We start from the raw sequence: 17,936 nt of genomic DNA, 5'->3' as shown, positions 1-17,936 counted from the left end.
AGTATTTAAAGTGAGTTCAAAAATGCCAGCAACGCAGCGCGCTGCTCGGCATTGAAAGACAAAACCTGTTGCTGCGCAGCGCTCGCTTCGCCGCCATGCCAGAGCACCGCTTCGAGCAGATTGCGCGCGCGGCCGTCATGCAAAAACTGCGTGTGACCGCTGACCGCTTGCGTCAGACCAATCCCCCACAACGGCGGGGTGCGCCAGTCGCGGCCGGAGGCCTGAAATTCCGTGCGGTTGTCCGCCAGGCCTTCGCCCATGTCATGAAGCAGCAAGTCGCTGTATGGACGAATCACCTGATTGGCCAATTCCGGCTCGGCAGCATTGGCCGCGGTGGTGTATTTCGGCGTGTGGCACGACTGGCAACCGGCCTGGAAAAACAGATTCTTGCCGGCCAGCACCTGTGGATCGTTGACGCCACGGCGCGCCGGCACTGCGAGATTGCGGCTGTAGAACAGCACCAGCCGCAGAATGTTGTCGCTGACTTCCGGCTCGCCGTCCGGGCCATTGCCGTTCGGCGCCTGTTTGCAGGCGCTTTGCGCCTCGGTGCAATCGTCGAACGGCCGCAGGCTGGTGGTCAGGCCCATATCACCAGAAAAGGCGTGAACGTTTTGTTGATTGAGGTTCGGTTGCCCGGCTTTCCAGCCGAAACGGCCAATCACTGTTTCCTGCAACTCATCGTCCCATACCCGGTTCGGCCGGCCGTTGATGCCGTTTTTCGCTTTCGCCTGGACGGCGGCGTTGGCGAGGATCGCCTCTTCAGGGATCGCTTCGAGCAGGCCCAGACCAATCATCGGCGGCGCCACCCGCGCGGAAAAACGCGTGTCCGGGTGCATCGGGCCGTAGCCGAGTTGAGTGATCTGCAGGGTCGGCTTGCGCAATTCGACCTCGGTGCCGTCCTTGAAACGCACGGGCACCGGGATGTAGTCGATGCGCACTTTGCCTTCCGGGGCGACGCCGGGCACAGCCATGTCCTGGAACTGCCCGCCATACACCGGCTCCGGCACCACGCCGAGCTGTTCGATGACTTTGGCGTATTGCGGCGCGTCGGGAATCGACAGGCGCACCAGCATCGACACCGCATTGGATGCGTCAGGTGCCGGGGGATGCCCGCGACCGTCCTTGATGTGGCAGTTCTGGCAGGCGTTGGTATTGAACAGCGGGCCGAGGCCGTCGCGCGCCGTGGTAGTCGACGGCGCGATCACCCACGGGCTGCGAAAGAAGCTGTTGCCGACACTGAAATCCACCCGCCGTGACGGCGGCAGGTTGGCCGACGGCAGGGAAAACGCATTCTGATCGCTCTTGCGCACCGTCGCCGCGCCACCCGAACGTGCTTCCCCCGGCTCGGCTTCGGTGAAACGCGGGGCGTCATCGCAGGCACTCAGGCCCAGGGCCAGCAACAGTGCGGACAAGCGAAGCGGCAACGACGGCATCAGACATCCTGCAAACGGGCGAAAACAAAGGCGCAAAGTCTAACAGGGCGGGGGAGTTTGAATAAGAGGAATTATCGTTTGCTTGATACAGCGCAAATCTGCAGAGCGATGCAAACCCCCTGTAGGAGCTGCCGAAGGCTGCGATCTTTTGATTCTGATCTTCAAAAATCAAGATCAACAGATCGCAGCCTTCGGCAGCTCCTAAGGGGACTGTGAACATGTGGTATGAAAAAGGCGACCCGAAGGTCGCCTTTTTTAAAGCGCGCGCGCTGATCAGAACTCGTGATCGGCGTTGTCCGGGTTCAGGTCGCTGATGCCCAGTTTGCCGGCAGCGGCTTCGATCGAGCCAGTCTGCTTGACCAGTGCGGCGATGGCGTCACGAACGACCTGGTTGCCAGCGGTGTTGCCGGCGGCGATCAACTGGTCGTAGTGCTCACCCTTGTTGGCGTGATCGACCATGACCTGAATTTTCGCTTCGGTCGCGGCCAGATCGGCTTTTACCGCGGTGTCGGCGGCCGGATCGGTCTTGGCCACCAGCGACGACAGGCTGGCGCCAGTCATTTTGGTGCCATCAACGCGGGTGTACTCGCCCAGATAAACGTTACGCACGCCTTTGGCATCGTAGAAATGCGAGTAGTGGGTGTTGTCGCTGAAGCAATCCTGCTCGTCTTCAGGGGAGTTGGCTTCCAGGGAAACCTTCATGCGCTCGCCTGCCAGTTCGCCGAGAGACAGGCTGCCCATGCCGAACAGCATTTTGCGCAGACCCGACTCACCCGGCTCGGCTTCCAGCGTCGCGCGATAGTTGTCGGCCACGTTCGGCTTCCAGTTGCCAACCATTTCTTCCAGATCGCTGACCAGCAGTTGAGTCACGGCTTTGAGGTAGGCACGACGACGCTCGTTGTGACCACCGGTGGCGCCGGCGCCTTCCAGGTAATCCGAGGCCGGACGGTTGCCAGCGCCTGGGCCGGTGCCGTTCAGATCCTGGCCCCAGAGCAGGAATTCGATCGCGTGGTAGCCGGTGGCAACGTTGGCCTCGGAACCGCCCAGCTCGTTGAGGCTGGCAAGTTTTTCCGGGGTGATCTCTTTCACGTCGACCTTGTCTTCGCCGACCTGGACTTCGGTGTTGGCAATGATATTGGCGGTGGCGCCCGGGTTACCCAGTGCGTGCTCGTAGGATTTGTCGACGTAGTCGATCAGGCCTTCGTCCAGCGGCCAGGCGTTAACCTGACCTTCCCAGTCGTCGATGATGGTGTTGCCGAAGCGGAACACTTCGCTCTGCAGATACGGCACACGCGCGGCGACCCAGGCAGCCTTGGCGGCTTTCAGAGTGTCGGCATTCGGCTTGGCGAGAAACGCGTCGACGGCGGTTTGCAGTGTTTTCGCGGTGGATTCGGCATCGCTGTAAACGGCGAAGACCATGTCGGCGTAGTGCGCGACCACAGCCTTGGCGGCGGCATCGTCAACTTTACCGGCAGCAGGCGCAGGTGCAGCGGCAGGAGCTGGAGCAGCGCTGCTGGAAGCCGGGGTCATCTCGGAGGCTTTTTCTTTGTCCTTGCCTTCGCCGCAACCGGCGAGGGAAATAGCGATGGCCAGCAGACTGGCGGTAGCCAGAGGCATACGAATCATGGCGAACATCCTGCTTCGGTAGTTGAGTGGACTGGCGCCGGGGGCGCGCAAAACTGCGACATAATGCAAATCTTTCGCATTATGTGTAAAGGCGTGGCTGGAAATATTTCTTATTTGCACATGAAGATCAAAAGATCGCAGCCTCGTTGCACTGTAGGAGCTGACGAATGCAACGAGGCTGCGATCTTTTGATCTTTGAGGCTGCGATCTTTTGATCGTTAAAGAATAGCCGCGTTACTGCGTTGCGCCTGCTTGAGGTAGATGCCCAGCTCCCGCGCCGGCAGCGGTTTGCTGTAGTGGTAGCCCTGACCTTCGTGGCAACCCTCGGAAATGATGTAGGTTTCCTGCTCGGCGGTTTCCACGCCCTCGGCAATCACCTGCATGCCCAGGCTCTTGCCCAGTTGAATGATCGCGCGAACGATGGTCGCATCATCGTCGTCATCGAGCAGGTCCTGGACGAAGCTCTTGTCGATCTTGATCTTGTCCAGCGGCAGGCTTTTCAGATAACTGAGGGATGAGTAGCCGGTGCCGAAGTCGTCAATTGCAATCAGCGCACCGGAGCGGCGCAGGCTGAGCAGATGCTGGGCGGCGGTGGTGATGTCTTCCATCAGGCCGGTTTCGGTGACTTCCAGTTCCAGACTGCGCGGTGGCAGACGGTACATCTGCAGCAGGTTGTTGACCACCCGCGGCAGCTCGGCGTGGTGCAGTTGCACGGTCGACAGATTGACCGCCATGCGCAGATCGACGAAACCCTGATCGTGCCACTCGCGCAATTGCTTGCAGGCCTGATCAAGCACCCATTCGCCAATGGCGATGATCGTGCCGTTCTGTTCGGCCAGCGGAATGAACAGGTCCGGCGGCACCAGACCATGTTCCGGATGTTGCCAGCGAATCAGGGCTTCAACGCCGACCACGCGGTGATCGCGATAGCTGATCTGCGGCTGGTAGACGAGGTAGAACTGATCGCGGATCAGTGCGTCACGCAGGTCTTTTTCCAGCTCGCGACGGCGGCGCATCTCGCTGTCGACGCTGGCGATGTAGAACTGATAGCGATTGCGCGAGCGAGTCTTTGCCAGGGTCATGGTCTGCTCGGCTTTCTGCAAGAGCTTCTCGGTGCTGTCGCCGTCCTCCGGAAACAGGGTGATGCCGATGGTCGCGCGCAGGCGGATCTCCTGATCGTCGAGGGCGAAGGGCGCCTCGAGGTCATCGAGAATGCTCTGCGCCAGTTCTGCTGCTTCGTAGGGTTGTTCGATGTCGGCCTGCACCAGTGCAAACTGGTCGCCGCCGAGACGGGCGAGGGCGCCAAGACGACCGCTGTGGGCGCGCAATCGATCGGCCAGCGCCAGCAGCAACTGGTCGCCGGTCTGGTAGCTGAATTGTTCGTTGATGCCTTTGAAATCATCGAGACCGACGCACAACACGGCGACGCGGCGCTGCAATTTGCCGGCATCGACGAGAATCTTGTCCAGTTGCTGCTGCAATTGCTGGCGGTTAGGCAGACCGGTGAGGAAGTCGTACTGGGCCATGCGCAGCAGGCTGTTTTCCGCTTCGTGGCGCAGGTGAGTGTTGCGTTCGATGGACTCGAGCAACTGGTTGGCGGTGTTGATCCACAGGCCCAGCTCGTTTTTTTCGTGGCCCTTGATCTGCGGAATCTTGTGCTCGCTGGGACGATCGGGGTTGATCTCGGTGAGGTGCTCAATGATTCGCGACAGCGGTTTGGTCAGCAGCCAGTGATAGACCAGATACAGCACCAGGCCCAACGCCAGTGCGCGTAACACCCCGGAAATGAAAATGATCACTGAGCTGACGATAAACCCTTCGCCATAGGTGGCGGTGTCGAGGGTGATGCTCAGGTCGCCGTAATACTCGCTGTAAGGGCCACGGCCGACCAGTTGCGTGGTGAAGGTGCGTTCCTGGCCGAGAATCAGGTCGGTCAGCCAACGGCTGTTGGAGTGCTGCAGTTCGCGGGATTTCTGCGCGAGCATGGCTTCGTTGGGGTGGCCGATGGAGGCCTGGCGCACGGCGTCGTCCTGAAACAACCCTTCGATCACCTGCATGCCCATTTCCCGGTCCAGGCTGTAAACCGCCTGGGTCGACGGATCGCGAAACATGTCGAGGATGCGCTCGGCGTCACCGGCCACGGCCTGGCGGGTCTTGTAGGCATCAAAGACAATCTGCGCGCAGCTCAAGACTACGCCTACGATCAATGCCGACAGGAGCACGACCCGGAGCAACTTCACCGACAAGCTGTTCTTGAGTTCCAGCTTCAAAGGGTTATTCCTTGTTCCGTGCGGGTAGCGTCAAGTTGCCATGAGTATTGGCAATCCCGGGTTGGCAGTCAAAGGGACAATCAGGCACGGGAAAATTCGCCGGTATCCTGGCCGCCATGTGGTCATTTGAGTAATAGCTCTGAATTACTGTGTCGGTTGCAGTCGCCCTCAACTTGAGCACCGGGTCAAAGATTTTTTCCTATCGTGGATGGTAGTCGGCTCAAGGCTCCCGGCAAACGGCGCGAGGCTGCTTTTGGCGTGCGACAAACGCCATGCGCCGGGCATAAAAAAACCCGGCCGAGGCCGGGTTTCTTGTCTGGCGTGCAGCTTAAGCGGTGAAGGTTTTGCCTTCGAACTGCTCGGCCACAAACTTCCAGTTGACCAGGTTCCAGAACGCTTCAACGTACTTCGGACGCAGGTTGCGGTAGTCGATGTAATAAGCGTGTTCCCAGACATCGCAGGTCAGCAGCGGGGTGTCGCCGCTGGTCAGCGGGTTGCCGGCGCCGATGGTGCTGGCCAGGGCCAGGGAACCGTCAGCCTTTTTCACCAGCCAGCCCCAGCCGGAACCGAAGGTGCCGATCGAGGTTTTGCTGAATTCTTCCTTGAACTTGTCGAACGAACCGAACGCTGCGTTGATGGCATCTGCCAGTGCGCCGGTTGGTTGACCGCCGGCGTTTGGCGCCAGGCAGTTCCAGTAGAAAGTGTGGTTCCAGACCTGAGCGGCGTTGTTGAAGATGCCGCCCGAAGAAGTCTTGACGATTTCTTCAAGGGTCTTGCCTTCAAACTCGGTGCCTGGCACCAGGTTGTTCAGGTTCACGACGTAGGTGTTGTGGTGCTTGTCGTGGTGGAACTCCAGGGTTTCCTTGGAGATGTGCGGCTGCAGGGCATCGTGTGCGTAAGGCAGCGGCGGCAATTCGAAAGCCATGATGATTCTCCTAATCAGGTCTGTTGCGGTGAGCGCAAGGCCGATCACGGGCGGCCGGAAATGCACCGGCGAGTTTTTACTCTTTGCGGCGCAGGGTTCGGATCATAGCACCGGGGTCGCGCCTTAACCACGCAACAACTGTGTGGGATAGAGGTTCCAGAGCCTTTGGCAATTATTCATCCGGCGATGATCAATTGCGCGGCAACGGCAAACATCATCATCGCGACGACCAGATCGAGGATGCGCCAGGTGCTCGGCCGGGCCAGCCACGGTGCCAGCCACGCCGCGCCAAGTGCCAGAGTGAAAAACCACAGCAGCGAGGCACTCGCCGCGCCGACCACATAAGCGCCCGGCACCGATTGCTGCGCGCCCAGCGAGCCGATCAGCAAAACCGTGTCGAGATAAACGTGCGGGTTGAGCAATGTCACCGCCAACGCGCTGAGCATCACCGCGCGCAGCGAACGCACGGTCTGGTTCTCGCTTTGTTCAAGGCTCTGCTTCGAACAGGCCCGGCGCAGCGCCTGGCTGCCGTACCAGATCAGAAAGGTCGCGCCACCCCAACGGGCAATCGCTAGAAGCGTCGGGTTCTGCGCCAGGATCGTTGCCAGCCCGAACACCCCGGCTGCGACCAGAATCGCGTCACACACCACGCACAGCGCGGCCACCGGCAGATGGTGTTCACGGCGCAAGCTTTGCGCCAAGACAAAAGCGTTCTGTGTGCCGATCGCCATGATCAGGCCGAACGCCACCAGCAGGCCGTTTACATAGCTTTGCCACATGAGAGATGTCCTTTGAAAGAGAGTGCTTGCTGGCTATTCTCGGGTGTGGCGCTGTATAAGAAAAACCAATAGTGCTGATCGCCCATTAGGAAAACTGATGTTTGACTATAAATTGCTCTCCGCGCTGGCCGCCGTGGTCGAGCAGGCCGGTTTCGACCGCGCCGCGCAGGTGCTGGGCCTGTCGCAGTCGGCCATCTCCCAGCGCATCAAATTGCTCGAGGCGCGGGTCGGCCAGCCGGTGCTGGTGCGCGAAACACCGCCATCCCCGACGGAAATCGGCCGACGCTTGCTCAACCATGTGCAGCAGGTGCGTTTGCTCGAGCGCGACCTGCAATCGGTGGTGCCGGCGCTGGATGAGGAAGGCCTGCCGGATCGCCTGCGTATCGCCTTGAACGCCGATAGCCTTGCCACCTGGTGGGCCGCGGCCGTCGGCGATTTCTGCGCCGAGCAGCATTTGTTGCTCGACCTCATCGTTGAGGACCAGACCGTCGGCCTCAAGCGCATGCGTGCCGGTGAAGTAGCCGCATGCCTGTGTGCCAGCGAGCGCCCGGTGGCCGGCGCACGCAGTGTGTTGCTCGGCGCCATGCGATATCGGGCGCTGGCCAGTCCGGCCTTCATCGCCCGGCATTTTCCCGATGGTGTGCGCGCCGAACAGCTGCCCCGCACCCCGGCGCTGGTATTTGGCCCGGACGATTTCCTTCAGCATCGCTACCTGGCGCTGTTGGGCGTCGACGGCGCGTTCGAGCACCATTTATGCCCGTCCTCCGAAGGCTTCATTCGCCTGACCGAAGCCGGTCTGGGCTGGGGCCTGGTGCCGGAACTGCAGGTGCGCGAGCAATTGCAACGCGGGGTGCTGCGCGAATTGCTGCCAGATAAACCGATCGACGTGCCGCTGTACTGGCATCATTGGCGCAATGGCGGTCAGTTGCTCAACCTGCTCACCGAGCAACTGCTGCGCTCCTCAAAACAATGGCTAGTGGCTTGAACGCAGCGACAAGCGTCAAGCTGCAAGCAGCAAGAACACGCACCGTTTCAACTTGCAGCTGAAAGCTTGTCACTCGTAGCTGCTTTTCTGGAGTTTTTGATGAAGATTTTGGTTACCGGCGCCAGTGGCTTTATTGGCGGGCGTTTTGCGCGTTTCGCCCTGGAGCAGGGCCTTGAAGTGCGGGTCAACGGTCGCCGGGCCGAGAGTGTCGAGTATCTGGTGCGCCGCGGTGCGGAGTTTGTGCCGGGCGACCTCACCGACGCCGAGCTGGTGCGCGACCTGTGCCGCGACGTCGAAGCCGTGGTGCATTGCGCCGGTGCTGTCGGCGTGTGGGGGCGTTATCAGGACTTTCATCAGGGCAATGTCGAAGTCACCGAAAACGTTGTCGAAGCCTGCCTCAAGCAACGGGTGCGGCGGCTGGTGCATCTGTCGTCGCCGTCGATCTATTTCGATGGCCGCGACCATCTCGGTTTGACCGAAGAGCAGGTGCCCAAGCGCTTCGGACATCCCTATGCCGCAACCAAATACCTGGCCGAGCAGAAAGTCTTCGGTGCCCAGGAGTTTGGTCTTGAAACCATCGCGCTGCGCCCGCGCTTTGTCACCGGTGCCGGCGACATGAGCATCTTTCCGCGCCTGCTGAAGATGCAGCGCAAGGGCCGTCTGGCGATCATCGGCAACGGCTTGAACAAGGTCGACTTCACCAGCGTGCAGAATCTCAACGAAGCCATGCTCAGCAGCCTGCTGGCCCAGGGTTCTGCGCTGGGCAAGGCTTACAACATCAGCAACGGTACGCCGGTGCCGCTGTGGGACGTGGTCAATTACGTGATGCGGCGGATGGAAGTCGATCAGGTGCGCAAATACCGATCGTACGGTCTGGCCTACAGCGTTGCGGCGCTCAACGAAGGCGCCTGCAGGCTCTGGCCCGGACGTCCGGAGCCGACACTGTCGCGTCTGGGCATGCAGGTCATGAAGAAAAATTTCACCCTCGACATCAGCCGCGCCCGGCATTATCTCGACTACGATCCGAAAGTCAGTCTGTGGGCTGCCCTCGATGAGTTCTGTGCGTGGTGGAAAGCCCAGGACATCCGTTGAAACGATTCGGCCGGGCGGCACTGAACCGCCTTGCGGGTTGAGGGTCAATGCCTGCGGCTGCGGCGGTTATACTTCGCAGCATTTAGCCATCACCGCGTTTGCCAAAGGTTGCCTCAATGTCCATGCGAAACGATGCCCACGACGACGATTTCGATAACGTGCCAAGCCTGCGCGCCGATCCGTTCGATGACGATGACATCGCGCCCAGTCCCCGCACCTCCGTGCATTCGCGTACCGCGCCAGTGGTCAAGGTCAAGGCTGCCAGCACCGGGCCGCTGTGGGCGCTGGCCGGCGCGTTGTTTATCGCCTTCATCGGTCTGGCCTGGTGGAGTTTTCAGCAGATTTCGTTGATGGAACAGCAACTGGTCGCCACCCAGGAAAGCTTCGCGCGGATCAGCGAAGAAGCGGCCGGGCGCCTGCAGGATATTTCCGGCAAAGTCGTCGCCAGCCAGAGCAACGTCAGCAGCGACAGCGAAGCGCTGAAGCTGCAGATCAAGCAACTCGAAGGCAAGCTGCTCGACCAGAGCAAGCAGCAGCAAGGCGTGGCCGGGCAGGCCAGCGAGCTGGACAAGCGGCTGGCGCAGATGACCGCACAGACCACCGAACAACAGAACGCCAATACGCAATTGCAGGCACAGGTCAAAGCTTTGAGTGCCGAGCTTGCGACAATCAAAAGCACCCCAGCCGATACCAGCAAGGTCGACGCGCAGTTGAAAGCCTTCGACGCCCAGCTCAAAAGCCTCGGCGCCGATATCGCCGCGCTGAAGAAACAGGGCAATCCGAGCGCGGCGATCGATCGCCTGGAGCAGGACATCGTGGTGCTGAAAAGTCAGCAGGACAACCGCCCGGCAGCGCCTCAGGGTGGCGGCAATACCGCCGAGTTCGATGCATTCCGCGCGCAGATGACGCGCAACCTCAACACCCTGCAGGCGCAGATCCAGAATCTGCAACAACAGATCAATTCCCGCCCATAAGCTGATCGAGGCTGGCGAGCACTGCTTGCCAGCCTCGCGGCGCAACGTTCAGAAACGCTCTGAATATCTCTACATGACCGCAAGCCGTCTACGCTCTTGAAACACCAAAAAGAACGAGGGATGCGCTATGGGGTTTTTGCATAAAGTGGCCTGGCTCGGCCTGATCTTGTTGGCCAGTGTCGGCCAGGCCAGCGCCGCCACCGCTGCAAAGGACGACAGTCAGGCCGCTATCGCCTTACTGGAAAAAGCTCTGGCTTACTACCACGACAACGGCGACAAAGCCTTCGCCGCATTCAGTCGCCAGGGTGAATTTGTCGACAAGGATCGCTACGTGTTCGTCCTCGACACCAAAGGCGTCATGCTTGCCAGTGGCGGGCCGTCATCGGCACTGATCGGCCGTGATGTCAGCGAAGTACTCGGGCCGGATCTGCAAAAGGCATTCAAGGATGCGTTGAAAGTGCCGGAAGGCAACGGCATTCAGCAGGCCGAATACCGCTGGCAGAACTGGGCCGACGGCAAGGTCGAGCGCAAGCATGTGTTCTATCAGCGCGTCGGGCAGCGAATTCTTGCGGTGGGTTACTACTTGCCACGCGCTTCGGCAGAACAAGCCAAAGCGCTACTGGATAAGGCCGCGACGGATCTGACCAAGGACGAGAAGGGCACGCTGACCGCGATCAACTCGCTCAAGGGCGGTTATCTGCAGGATGACCTGTATGTGTTCGTGGTCGATCTGGACAACCAGCGCTACGTCGCCCACGGCACCAATCTGCGTTTGATCAACACCGATTTCGGCAAGGTCAAGGATCCTGAAGGAAAACCCGTGGGTGAGCCGATTCTGGCGCTGATCGGCAAGCAGGATGAAGGCGAATACGAATACCGCTGGAAAAACCCGGTGACCGGCAAGATCGAGGACAAGCATGCCTACCTTAAAAAGGTCGGGCACTTCCTCGTCGCGGTGGGTTACTACAGCCCTTGAAGATCAAAAGATCGCAGCCTTCGGCAGCCCCTACATGGGAAAGCGTTCTTCTGTAGGAGCTGCCGAAGGCTGCGATCTTTTGCCGTCAGCGGACGCCGTGCTCCCGCCCGCGCAACAGGTTGTTCGGCATGGCAATCGCCGCTGCCAGCCCCAGCAGCGACACCGCCGTGCTGACCCAGAGCAAGTGGCGGAAGGTCACCAGCAGCTCCGCGCGCAAGGCGTGCTGTGCATCGCCCGGCGCGGCGTTCAGGCCATCGAGCAGGACGTTGCCCGAATGGCCTTCGCTGATCAGCGCACTGTTCGCCAGGTGGGCGACACTGGAGTCGTGCAGCAATGCCAGCAACAGCGCCGACATCAACGCTACGCCCACCGCACCGCCCAGGGAGCGGAACAGGTTGGTGGTGCTGGTGGCGACGCCGATATCGCGTTGTTCCACCGAGTTTTGTGTGCCGACCAGCGAGGTGGGGAACTGCATGCCGCCGGCTATACCGCTGAGCAGCATGAACAAACCGCTGAGCAGCGTTGCTTGTGGCGGACTGAAGGCCATGCCGAGAATCGAGATCGGCATGAGGATCGCGCCGGTAAGGATCTGCGGTTTGTAGCGCCCGGTGATTGAGGTGCGGCGGCCGGCGAAATAGGCGCCGATCGGCAAGCCCATCGCCAGTGGCAGCAAATGCAACGCCGCGCTGTCGGCGCCAGCGCCGGTAACGCTTTGAAAGCGCAGCGGCATCAGCACGATCAGCGAGATGGCCTGGAAACTGGTGAAGAAAATCGTGCACCAGCACAGCAGCGCATTACGGTTGGCGAACAGGTGCATCGGCAGCAACGGCTCGCGCGCCCGGCGCTCATGCCAGACAAACAGCGCCAATACGATCACGGCGCAGGCGAACAGGCCGAGCACTTCGCGGCTGCGCCATGAATGACCCTGGCCGACTTCTGTGATGCCGAGCAACAAGGTCGTGAGGCCGATGATCATCAGCACCGTGCCGAGGTAATCGATCACCGGTTTGCGCTGCGGAATCGGCAATCCGCGCAGATTGCGGCGCGCCACCCACCAGGCGCCGAGGCCCAATGGCAGGTTGATCAGAAACACCCAGCGCCACGACAGGTATTCGGTCATGTAGCCGCCAAGCACCGGCCCCGCGACACTGGCCACGGCGTACATGCTGCTGAAGTAACCCTGATAGCGCCCGCGCTCACGCGGCGGGACAATGTCGCCGATGATCGCCTGACTCACCGAGATCATGCCACCGGCGCCGATGCCCTGAAGGATCCGCGCCAGCACCAGTTGTTCCATGCTCTGCGCCATGCCGCAGAACAACGAGGCGAGGGTGAACAGGCCCATGCCGAACAGCATCAGTTTGCGCCGCCCGTACAGGTCGCCGAGCTTGCCGTAGATCGGCACCGCCACGGTCATCGCCACCATGTAACCGGAAATCACCCAGGCCAACAGGCTGACGTCCTTGAATTGCGCGGAAATCGCCGGCATCGACACAGCGACGATGGTCTGGTCCAGTGCACCGAGAAAGATCGCCATCATCAAGGCGACCAGCACGCTGCGAATGGCCGGTTTGGACGTTTCAGGCTGATTGAGAGGGGTCACGGAAAACCTGCGGGCATTGATGGACCCGCGCGGCCATCGCGCGCGGGTGGATGCTCGCAGTGTAAGTCGGTAGGAAGCTATTCGATAGCCTCGTACGGAAGCCCGACGTAATTTTCTGCAATGGTTTTTTGCCCAGCCTCGGAGCTGACGAAGTAGTCCAGCTCAGAAGCGCTGATGCGCTGGCTGAATTCATCGTGTTCGTCGAAACGATGCAGCATCGAAGTCATCCACCAGGAAAACCGTTCGGCTTTCCATACTCGGCGCAGGCAGATCTCAGAGTATTTTTCCAGCAGATCAGTACGATTTTCGCGATAGACCTTCAGCAGAATATTGAACAACGTGCTGACATCGCTGGCGGCCAGGTTCAAGCCCTTGGCGCCTGTAGGCGGGACAATGTGCGCTGCGTCGCCGACGAGGAACATGCGCCCGTACTGCATTGGCTCGACGACAAAACTGCGCAGCGGCGCGATGCTTTTTTCGATCGAAGGACCGGTCACCAGTTTTTCCGCGAGGGCGTCCGGCAGGCGTTTTTTCAGCTCATCCCAGAAACGCTGGTCGCTCCAGTCGTCGGCGTTTTCATCCGCCGGCACTTGCAGGTAATAGCGCGTTCGGGTGGCCGAACGCATGCTGCACAAAGCGAAGCCGCGCTCGTGGCGGGCGTAGACCAATTCGTCGTGGACCGGCGGTGTGTCGGCGAGAATGCCCAACCAGCCGAACGGATAAACCCGCTCGAAAACCTTCAGACAATCGGCCGGAATCGACTGGCGGGCGACGCCATGGAAACCATCGCAACCGGCGATGTAATCGCAATCGACGCGCCAGCTTTCGCCGTCCTTTTCGAACGTGACGAAGGCTTCGTCGCTTTTCATACCGTGGGGAACGACATTGCTCGCCTGATAAATCGTCGGCGCGCCAGCCTCCCGACGAGCGGCCATCAGGTCGCGGGTGACTTCGGTCTGGCCGTAGACCATTACTGTTTTGCCGCCGGTCAGCGCGTGCAGGTCGATGTGCACCTGACGCCCGTCCAGCGCCAGATCGAAGCCGCCATGAACCAGACCTTCGGCATCCATTCGCTCACCGACGCCGGCCTGACGCAGCAGCTCTACCATGCCTTGTTCAAGCACGCCGGCCCGAATGCGCCCGAGAATATAATCAGGAGTCTGGCGTTCGAGGATGAGGGTGTCGATGCCAGCGTTGTGCAGCAACTGGCCGAGGAGCAGTCCGGAAGGACCGGCGCCAATAATGGCGACTTGGGTTTTCAGGGTTTTCATTGTTTTTATGACTCGCAAGCATCACGCAGCAATCGCCGGTGACTGATTTTATGGATCGAGTGCTTGCATTTTTCCCTTGCGGGTCTGTCAATTGAAGGTGAAAACTGAGCCGATACCTGTACATTCTGCCAATCGGTGCGATTATCGCCCAAAACCCGAGGCCTGGATTGAAGTGATGAACAAGCCTGCCCTGCCTTCGATTCCGGTGTTCAAGCTCTATGGCGAAAGCCTGGACTGGCCGACCCCGGACTTGCTGCACTGTGAAACCATCTCCTCGCGCAGTCGCGAACACCAGTGGGAAATCAAACCTCACCGCCACGCGGATCTGTGCCAGTTGCTGTTCGTTTTCAAAGGTCAGGCAGCGCTTGAAATCGAAGGGCAGCGTACGCAACTCCAGACGCCAGCGATTCAGGTGCTGCCACCGTTATCGGTGCATGGGTTTCGTTTTTCCGAGGATGTCGAGGGCTTCATCGTCACGCTGGCCACGCCACTGATCAGTCATTTGCAGGCACAATTGGGCGATTCGGTACACGCGTTGGCTCGGGTGGAAAACTACCCGGCCGGCAAGGATGGCGATTATCTCAACAGTCTGTTTTCAGCGTTGCAGGCCGAGTACAACGGCCATCAACCGGCGCGGGAAATGCTCATGCATTCGCTGGTCAGCGTGATCATGGTCTGGGTCAGTCGCCAGGCGATCGTCCGTCACAAGGCCAGTCAACGGCCGCAACGCCAGCGCGAATACCTCAACGGCTTCATTCAGTTGGTGGAAGAGACTTACCGCCAGCACGTCAAGGTCGAAGACCTCGCTCATCGCCTGGGCATCTCCGTGTCGCACCTCAACGGCACCTGCCGTGAACTGGCCGGGCAACCGGCGTTGCAGATCATGCACGAGCGCCAGTTGCTGGAAGCCAAGCGCCTCCTGACCTACACCAGCATGACAATTTACGAGATGTCGGAGTTGTTGGGCTTTTCCGATCCGACCAACTTCACGCGGCTGTTCCGCCGCCGGGTGGGGATTTCGCCGAAGGCATTCCGCGACCGCTTGAAGGCCGAGCAACAACCTTAATATCACCACCAAATATCTGTGGGAGCGAGCTTGCATTCCAGTTCAGGTCTATCAGCGCAATGCGTTCAGCGTGGCATTGTGCGGAATACACCGCTCATAGTTGCAACTCGCATACTCGCGCGGCAGCTGACGCAACTGCTCGACCCGCCAGGCAGCGGTGCCGTACAGCGCCAGCGTGGCGGCGCAGGTAATGAAGATGGCGGCGTATCTTTTTGTTTTGATGTTCATGGTGTTCGACCTCTGAACGTCTACCTTGCGGTATTACCTTGAGCATAGAACAAGATCAAAAGATCGCAGCCTTCGGCAACTCCCACAGGGGAAACGCATCCCAAATGAAGGAGCTGCCGAAGGCTGCGATCTTTTGACTTTACAGTCCCACATCCCACGCGGGGTTCTCCGGGAAACGCTGCACCAGAAAGTCGAGCATGCTGCGCAGTGCCGCCGGCATGTGTTTGCGCGAGGCGTACACCGCGTACATATTCATCTGTCGCGGCTCGGCATGCGGCAGCAAACGCAGCAGTTCGCCGTTGTGAATATGCACCCCGGCCTGGTAGGTCGGCAGCATCGCTATCCCTGCGCCGGCCAGGGTTGCACGCAGTAAGGTGCTGGCTTCGTTGGCGCTGATATTGCCCTGCACCGGCACCGAAACCGGTTCGCCATCCTCCTCGAAATGCCACAGGCTCTTGCCGAAATAGGAGTGGGTCAGGCAGTTGTGCCGGCTCAAATCTTCAACTGTTCGCGGCGCCGGTTGCTCAAGCAGATAAGCCGGCGCGGCGCAGACCACCGAACGGCACACGGTCAGGCGCCGGGCGATCAGATTCGGATCGAGATCGTTGCTGGTGCGAATCGCCAGATCGATGCGTTCATCGACCAGATTCACCGTGCGGTCGAGCATCTGCAGATCGATGCTCACGCCGGGGTAAAGCCTGACGTACACCGCGACCGCATCGGCCAGTTGTGCCTGGCCAAACGAGGTGCTGACACTGATCCGCAGCAGGCCACGCGGCGCGTCATCGGGTTCGCTCACGGCGGCCTGCATGTCGTGCGACAGGTCGATCATCTGCCGACAGCGCGGGAGGATTTCACTGCCGGCAGCGGTCAGGCTCAATTTGCGCGTGGTGCGGTGCATCAGCCGCGCGCCGACCCAGTCTTCCAGCTCCGCCAGATAGCGCGACACCACCGGCCGCGACAGGTCGAGGTGATCGGCCGCCGCCGACTGGCTGCCCAGATCCACCACGGTGACGAATACCCGCATTGCTTGAAGCCGATCCATGATTTGCCCGCTTTCAGAAACAAACTATGTTCAAGCATCGCATTTTTTGTACTGAGTCTGGCAACTAAGCTCTGCTGCATCGCCAAACTGGCATTCGCAATCCGGAGCAACACATGATCGGCTTCACCCCCTTCAAACGCGTTCTGCTCGCCGCCGCATTTTTCGGCTTTGCCGCCCAGGCATCCGCTGGCGAGCTGAGCCTCGATGTCTACAACCCGGGCATCCAGGCGATTTTCCCGGTCAGCTCGGTGCTGGTCAGCGGAGAGAAAGAAGCGATTCTGGTTGACGCGCAATTCGGCAAATCCCAGGCCGAGCAGGTGGTGGAAAAGATCCGCGCCAGCGGTAAGCAATTGACCACTATCTACATCAGCCACGGCGATCCGGATTACTACTTCGGCCTTGACACCCTGACCCAGGCATTCCCGCAGGCGAAAGTGCTGGCCTCGCAACCGACCGTCGATCACATCAAACACACCGTCGACGGCAAACTGGCCTACTGGGGGCCGAAAATGGGCGCCGACGTGCCGGCAAAAACCATCGTCCCCGACGTGCTCAAGGGCGACAGCCTGATCCTCGAAGGCAAGAAATTGCAGGTGATCGGACTCGACGGCAAACAGCCGGATCGCAGTTTCGTATGGATCCCTTCGCTCAAAGCGGTGGTCGGTGGCGTAGTGCTCGCCGAGAACATTCATGTGTGGATGGCCGACACTCAGACTGCGCAATCCCACGCCGATTGGCTGCACACTCTGCACACCATCGAAACCCTGAAACCGCAAACCGTGGTGCCCGGCCATTACCTGGGTGACAGCAGCCGCTCGCTGGCCAGCGTGAAATTCACCGCTGATTACATCAAGGCCTTTGATGCCGAAACCGCCAAAGCGAAAGACTCTGCTGCACTGATCGCCGCGATGCAAAAACGCTACCCGCAACTCGGCGAGGAAAGCTCGCTGGAACTCAGTGCGAAAGTCGCCAAGGGCGAGATGCAGTGGTAAGCCGAACCTGAACACGCAGCATTTTCAAGCCCACTGGAGAATCTCATGAGCAAGATCGCAATCATTGGCGCCACCGGACGTGCCGGTAGCCAACTGCTGGAAGAAGCCCTGCGTCGCGGTCACAGCGTCACCGCCATCGCCCGCGATACCTCGAAAATCGGCAGCCGTGCCGGTGTCGTCAACAAAAATCTCGACGTGCTGGATTCGGCTGCGCTGCAAGCGGCGGTGGCCGGTCACGACGTGGTGATCAGCGCAGCGCACTTCGCCACCGTGCCGGCCTCGGCGATTGTCGGGCCGGTGAAGCAGGCGGGTGTGAAGCGTTTGTTGGTGGTCGGCGGCGCCGGTTCGCTGTTGCTGCCGGACGATACGCGGGTGATCGACAGCGCCGGTTTCCCGGCCGAATACAAAACCGAGGCGAGTGCTGGCGCAGCGTTTCTTGAAGCGTTGCGGCAAGAGCAGGAACTGGACTGGACCTTTTTGTCGCCATCGGCTGAGTTTGTCGAGGGTGAGCGCAGCGGCACATTCCGGGTCGGCAAGGACCATCTGTTGGTCAGTGCCCAAGGGCGAAGCTGGATCACCTTTGCCGATTATGCGATTGCGCTGATGGACGAAGTGGAAACGCCGAAACATTCGCGCCAGCGCTATACGGTCGGTTACTGATCTGAAACGCT

Annotated in this window: 16 protein-coding genes; 7 read left to right on the top strand and 9 right to left on the bottom strand. The window is 60.2% G+C overall.

Annotation, left to right across the window (positions count from 1 at the left end; genetic code table 11):
- Positions 1–5: 5 nt before the first annotated feature.
- From ACP7D9_RS12685 to ACP7D9_RS12665, 5 genes are all read right to left on the bottom strand, one after another.
- Positions 6–1,433 (bottom strand): di-heme oxidoredictase family protein, encoded by a 1,428-nt coding sequence (locus ACP7D9_RS12685; RefSeq protein WP_426157748.1) that lies wholly within the window; start codon positions 1,431–1,433, stop codon positions 6–8.
- 273 nt (positions 1,434–1,706) lie between these two features.
- On the bottom strand, positions 1,707–3,059 hold the full coding sequence (locus tag ACP7D9_RS12680; RefSeq protein ID WP_426157746.1) for an imelysin family protein: 1,353 nt from the start codon (positions 3,057–3,059) through the stop codon (positions 1,707–1,709).
- Between the two features lie 218 nt (positions 3,060–3,277).
- Positions 3,278–5,329 (bottom strand): putative bifunctional diguanylate cyclase/phosphodiesterase, encoded by a 2,052-nt coding sequence (locus ACP7D9_RS12675; RefSeq protein ID WP_016773430.1) that lies wholly within the window; start codon positions 5,327–5,329, stop codon positions 3,278–3,280.
- 328 nt (positions 5,330–5,657) lie between these two features.
- The gene (locus tag ACP7D9_RS12670; protein WP_016773431.1) at positions 5,658–6,254 is read right to left on the bottom strand and encodes a superoxide dismutase; all 597 of its coding nucleotides are present in this window, start codon (positions 6,252–6,254) and stop codon (positions 5,658–5,660) included.
- A 176-nt stretch (positions 6,255–6,430) separates the two neighbouring features.
- Positions 6,431–7,033 carry a LysE/ArgO family amino acid transporter gene (locus tag ACP7D9_RS12665; RefSeq protein ID WP_101162209.1) on the bottom strand — a complete coding sequence of 201 codons (603 nt, stop codon included), beginning with the start codon at positions 7,031–7,033 and terminating at the stop codon, positions 6,431–6,433.
- A 97-nt stretch (positions 7,034–7,130) separates the two neighbouring features.
- On the opposite strand from ACP7D9_RS12665, the gene ACP7D9_RS12660 reads away from it, so the two are divergent.
- The 4 genes from ACP7D9_RS12660 (at position 7,131) to ACP7D9_RS12645 (ending at position 11,060) form a co-directional block, all read left to right on the top strand.
- Complete coding sequence (locus ACP7D9_RS12660; protein ID WP_101162211.1) at positions 7,131–8,018, top strand: LysR family transcriptional regulator ArgP; 888 nt, start codon at positions 7,131–7,133, stop codon at positions 8,016–8,018.
- Between the two features lie 99 nt (positions 8,019–8,117).
- Positions 8,118–9,110: an NAD-dependent epimerase/dehydratase family protein gene (locus ACP7D9_RS12655; protein WP_426157742.1), complete on the top strand. Its 993-nt coding sequence runs from the start codon at positions 8,118–8,120 to the stop codon at positions 9,108–9,110.
- A 116-nt stretch (positions 9,111–9,226) separates the two neighbouring features.
- Entirely contained in the window at positions 9,227–10,084 is an 858-nt protein-coding gene (locus ACP7D9_RS12650; RefSeq protein WP_426157740.1) for an ATPase, read from the top strand.
- Positions 10,085–10,211: 127 nt separating this feature from the next.
- Positions 10,212–11,060, top strand: a complete 849-nt coding sequence (locus ACP7D9_RS12645; RefSeq protein ID WP_397479433.1) for a cache domain-containing protein — start codon at positions 10,212–10,214, stop codon at positions 11,058–11,060.
- Between the two features lie 85 nt (positions 11,061–11,145).
- Here the strand turns inward: ACP7D9_RS12645 and ACP7D9_RS12640 are convergent, their stop codons facing one another.
- Both ACP7D9_RS12640 and pobA read right to left on the bottom strand, forming a co-directional pair.
- Positions 11,146–12,663 (bottom strand): MDR family MFS transporter, encoded by a 1,518-nt coding sequence (locus ACP7D9_RS12640; RefSeq protein WP_101162228.1) that lies wholly within the window; start codon positions 12,661–12,663, stop codon positions 11,146–11,148.
- A 77-nt stretch (positions 12,664–12,740) separates the two neighbouring features.
- Complete coding sequence (pobA, locus tag ACP7D9_RS12635) at positions 12,741–13,934, bottom strand: 4-hydroxybenzoate 3-monooxygenase (protein ID WP_426157737.1); 1,194 nt, start codon at positions 13,932–13,934, stop codon at positions 12,741–12,743.
- Positions 13,935–14,109: 175 nt separating this feature from the next.
- Here pobA and ACP7D9_RS12630 point away from each other — a divergent pair, with 175 nt between their 5' ends.
- Positions 14,110–15,000: a helix-turn-helix domain-containing protein gene (locus ACP7D9_RS12630; protein WP_426157735.1), complete on the top strand. Its 891-nt coding sequence runs from the start codon at positions 14,110–14,112 to the stop codon at positions 14,998–15,000.
- A 51-nt stretch (positions 15,001–15,051) separates the two neighbouring features.
- Here ACP7D9_RS12630 and ACP7D9_RS12625 read toward each other — a convergent pair whose 3' ends face one another.
- Positions 15,052–15,228, bottom strand: a complete 177-nt coding sequence (locus tag ACP7D9_RS12625) for a hypothetical protein (protein ID WP_016773438.1) — start codon at positions 15,226–15,228, stop codon at positions 15,052–15,054.
- A gap of 139 nt (positions 15,229–15,367) precedes the next feature.
- A complete protein-coding gene (locus ACP7D9_RS12620) occupies positions 15,368–16,273 on the bottom strand; it encodes a LysR family transcriptional regulator (RefSeq protein ID WP_426157733.1) in 906 nt (301 codons plus the stop codon).
- Positions 16,274–16,386: 113 nt separating this feature from the next.
- On the opposite strand from ACP7D9_RS12620, the gene ACP7D9_RS12615 reads away from it, so the two are divergent.
- On the top strand, positions 16,387–17,265 hold the full coding sequence (locus ACP7D9_RS12615; RefSeq protein WP_426157731.1) for an MBL fold metallo-hydrolase: 879 nt from the start codon (positions 16,387–16,389) through the stop codon (positions 17,263–17,265).
- A 45-nt stretch (positions 17,266–17,310) separates the two neighbouring features.
- Positions 17,311–17,925, top strand: a complete 615-nt coding sequence (locus ACP7D9_RS12610; protein WP_426157729.1) for an NAD(P)-dependent oxidoreductase — start codon at positions 17,311–17,313, stop codon at positions 17,923–17,925.
- The last annotated feature ends 11 nt before the right edge of the window (positions 17,926–17,936 follow it).

This window comes from Pseudomonas sp. TSRC2-2 (assembly GCF_049897785.1).
Taxonomy (GTDB): Bacteria; Pseudomonadota; Gammaproteobacteria; order Pseudomonadales; family Pseudomonadaceae; genus Aquipseudomonas.
The sequence above is the reverse complement of the archived record's forward strand: the minus strand, read 5'-3'. Positions and strand labels throughout refer to the sequence as shown.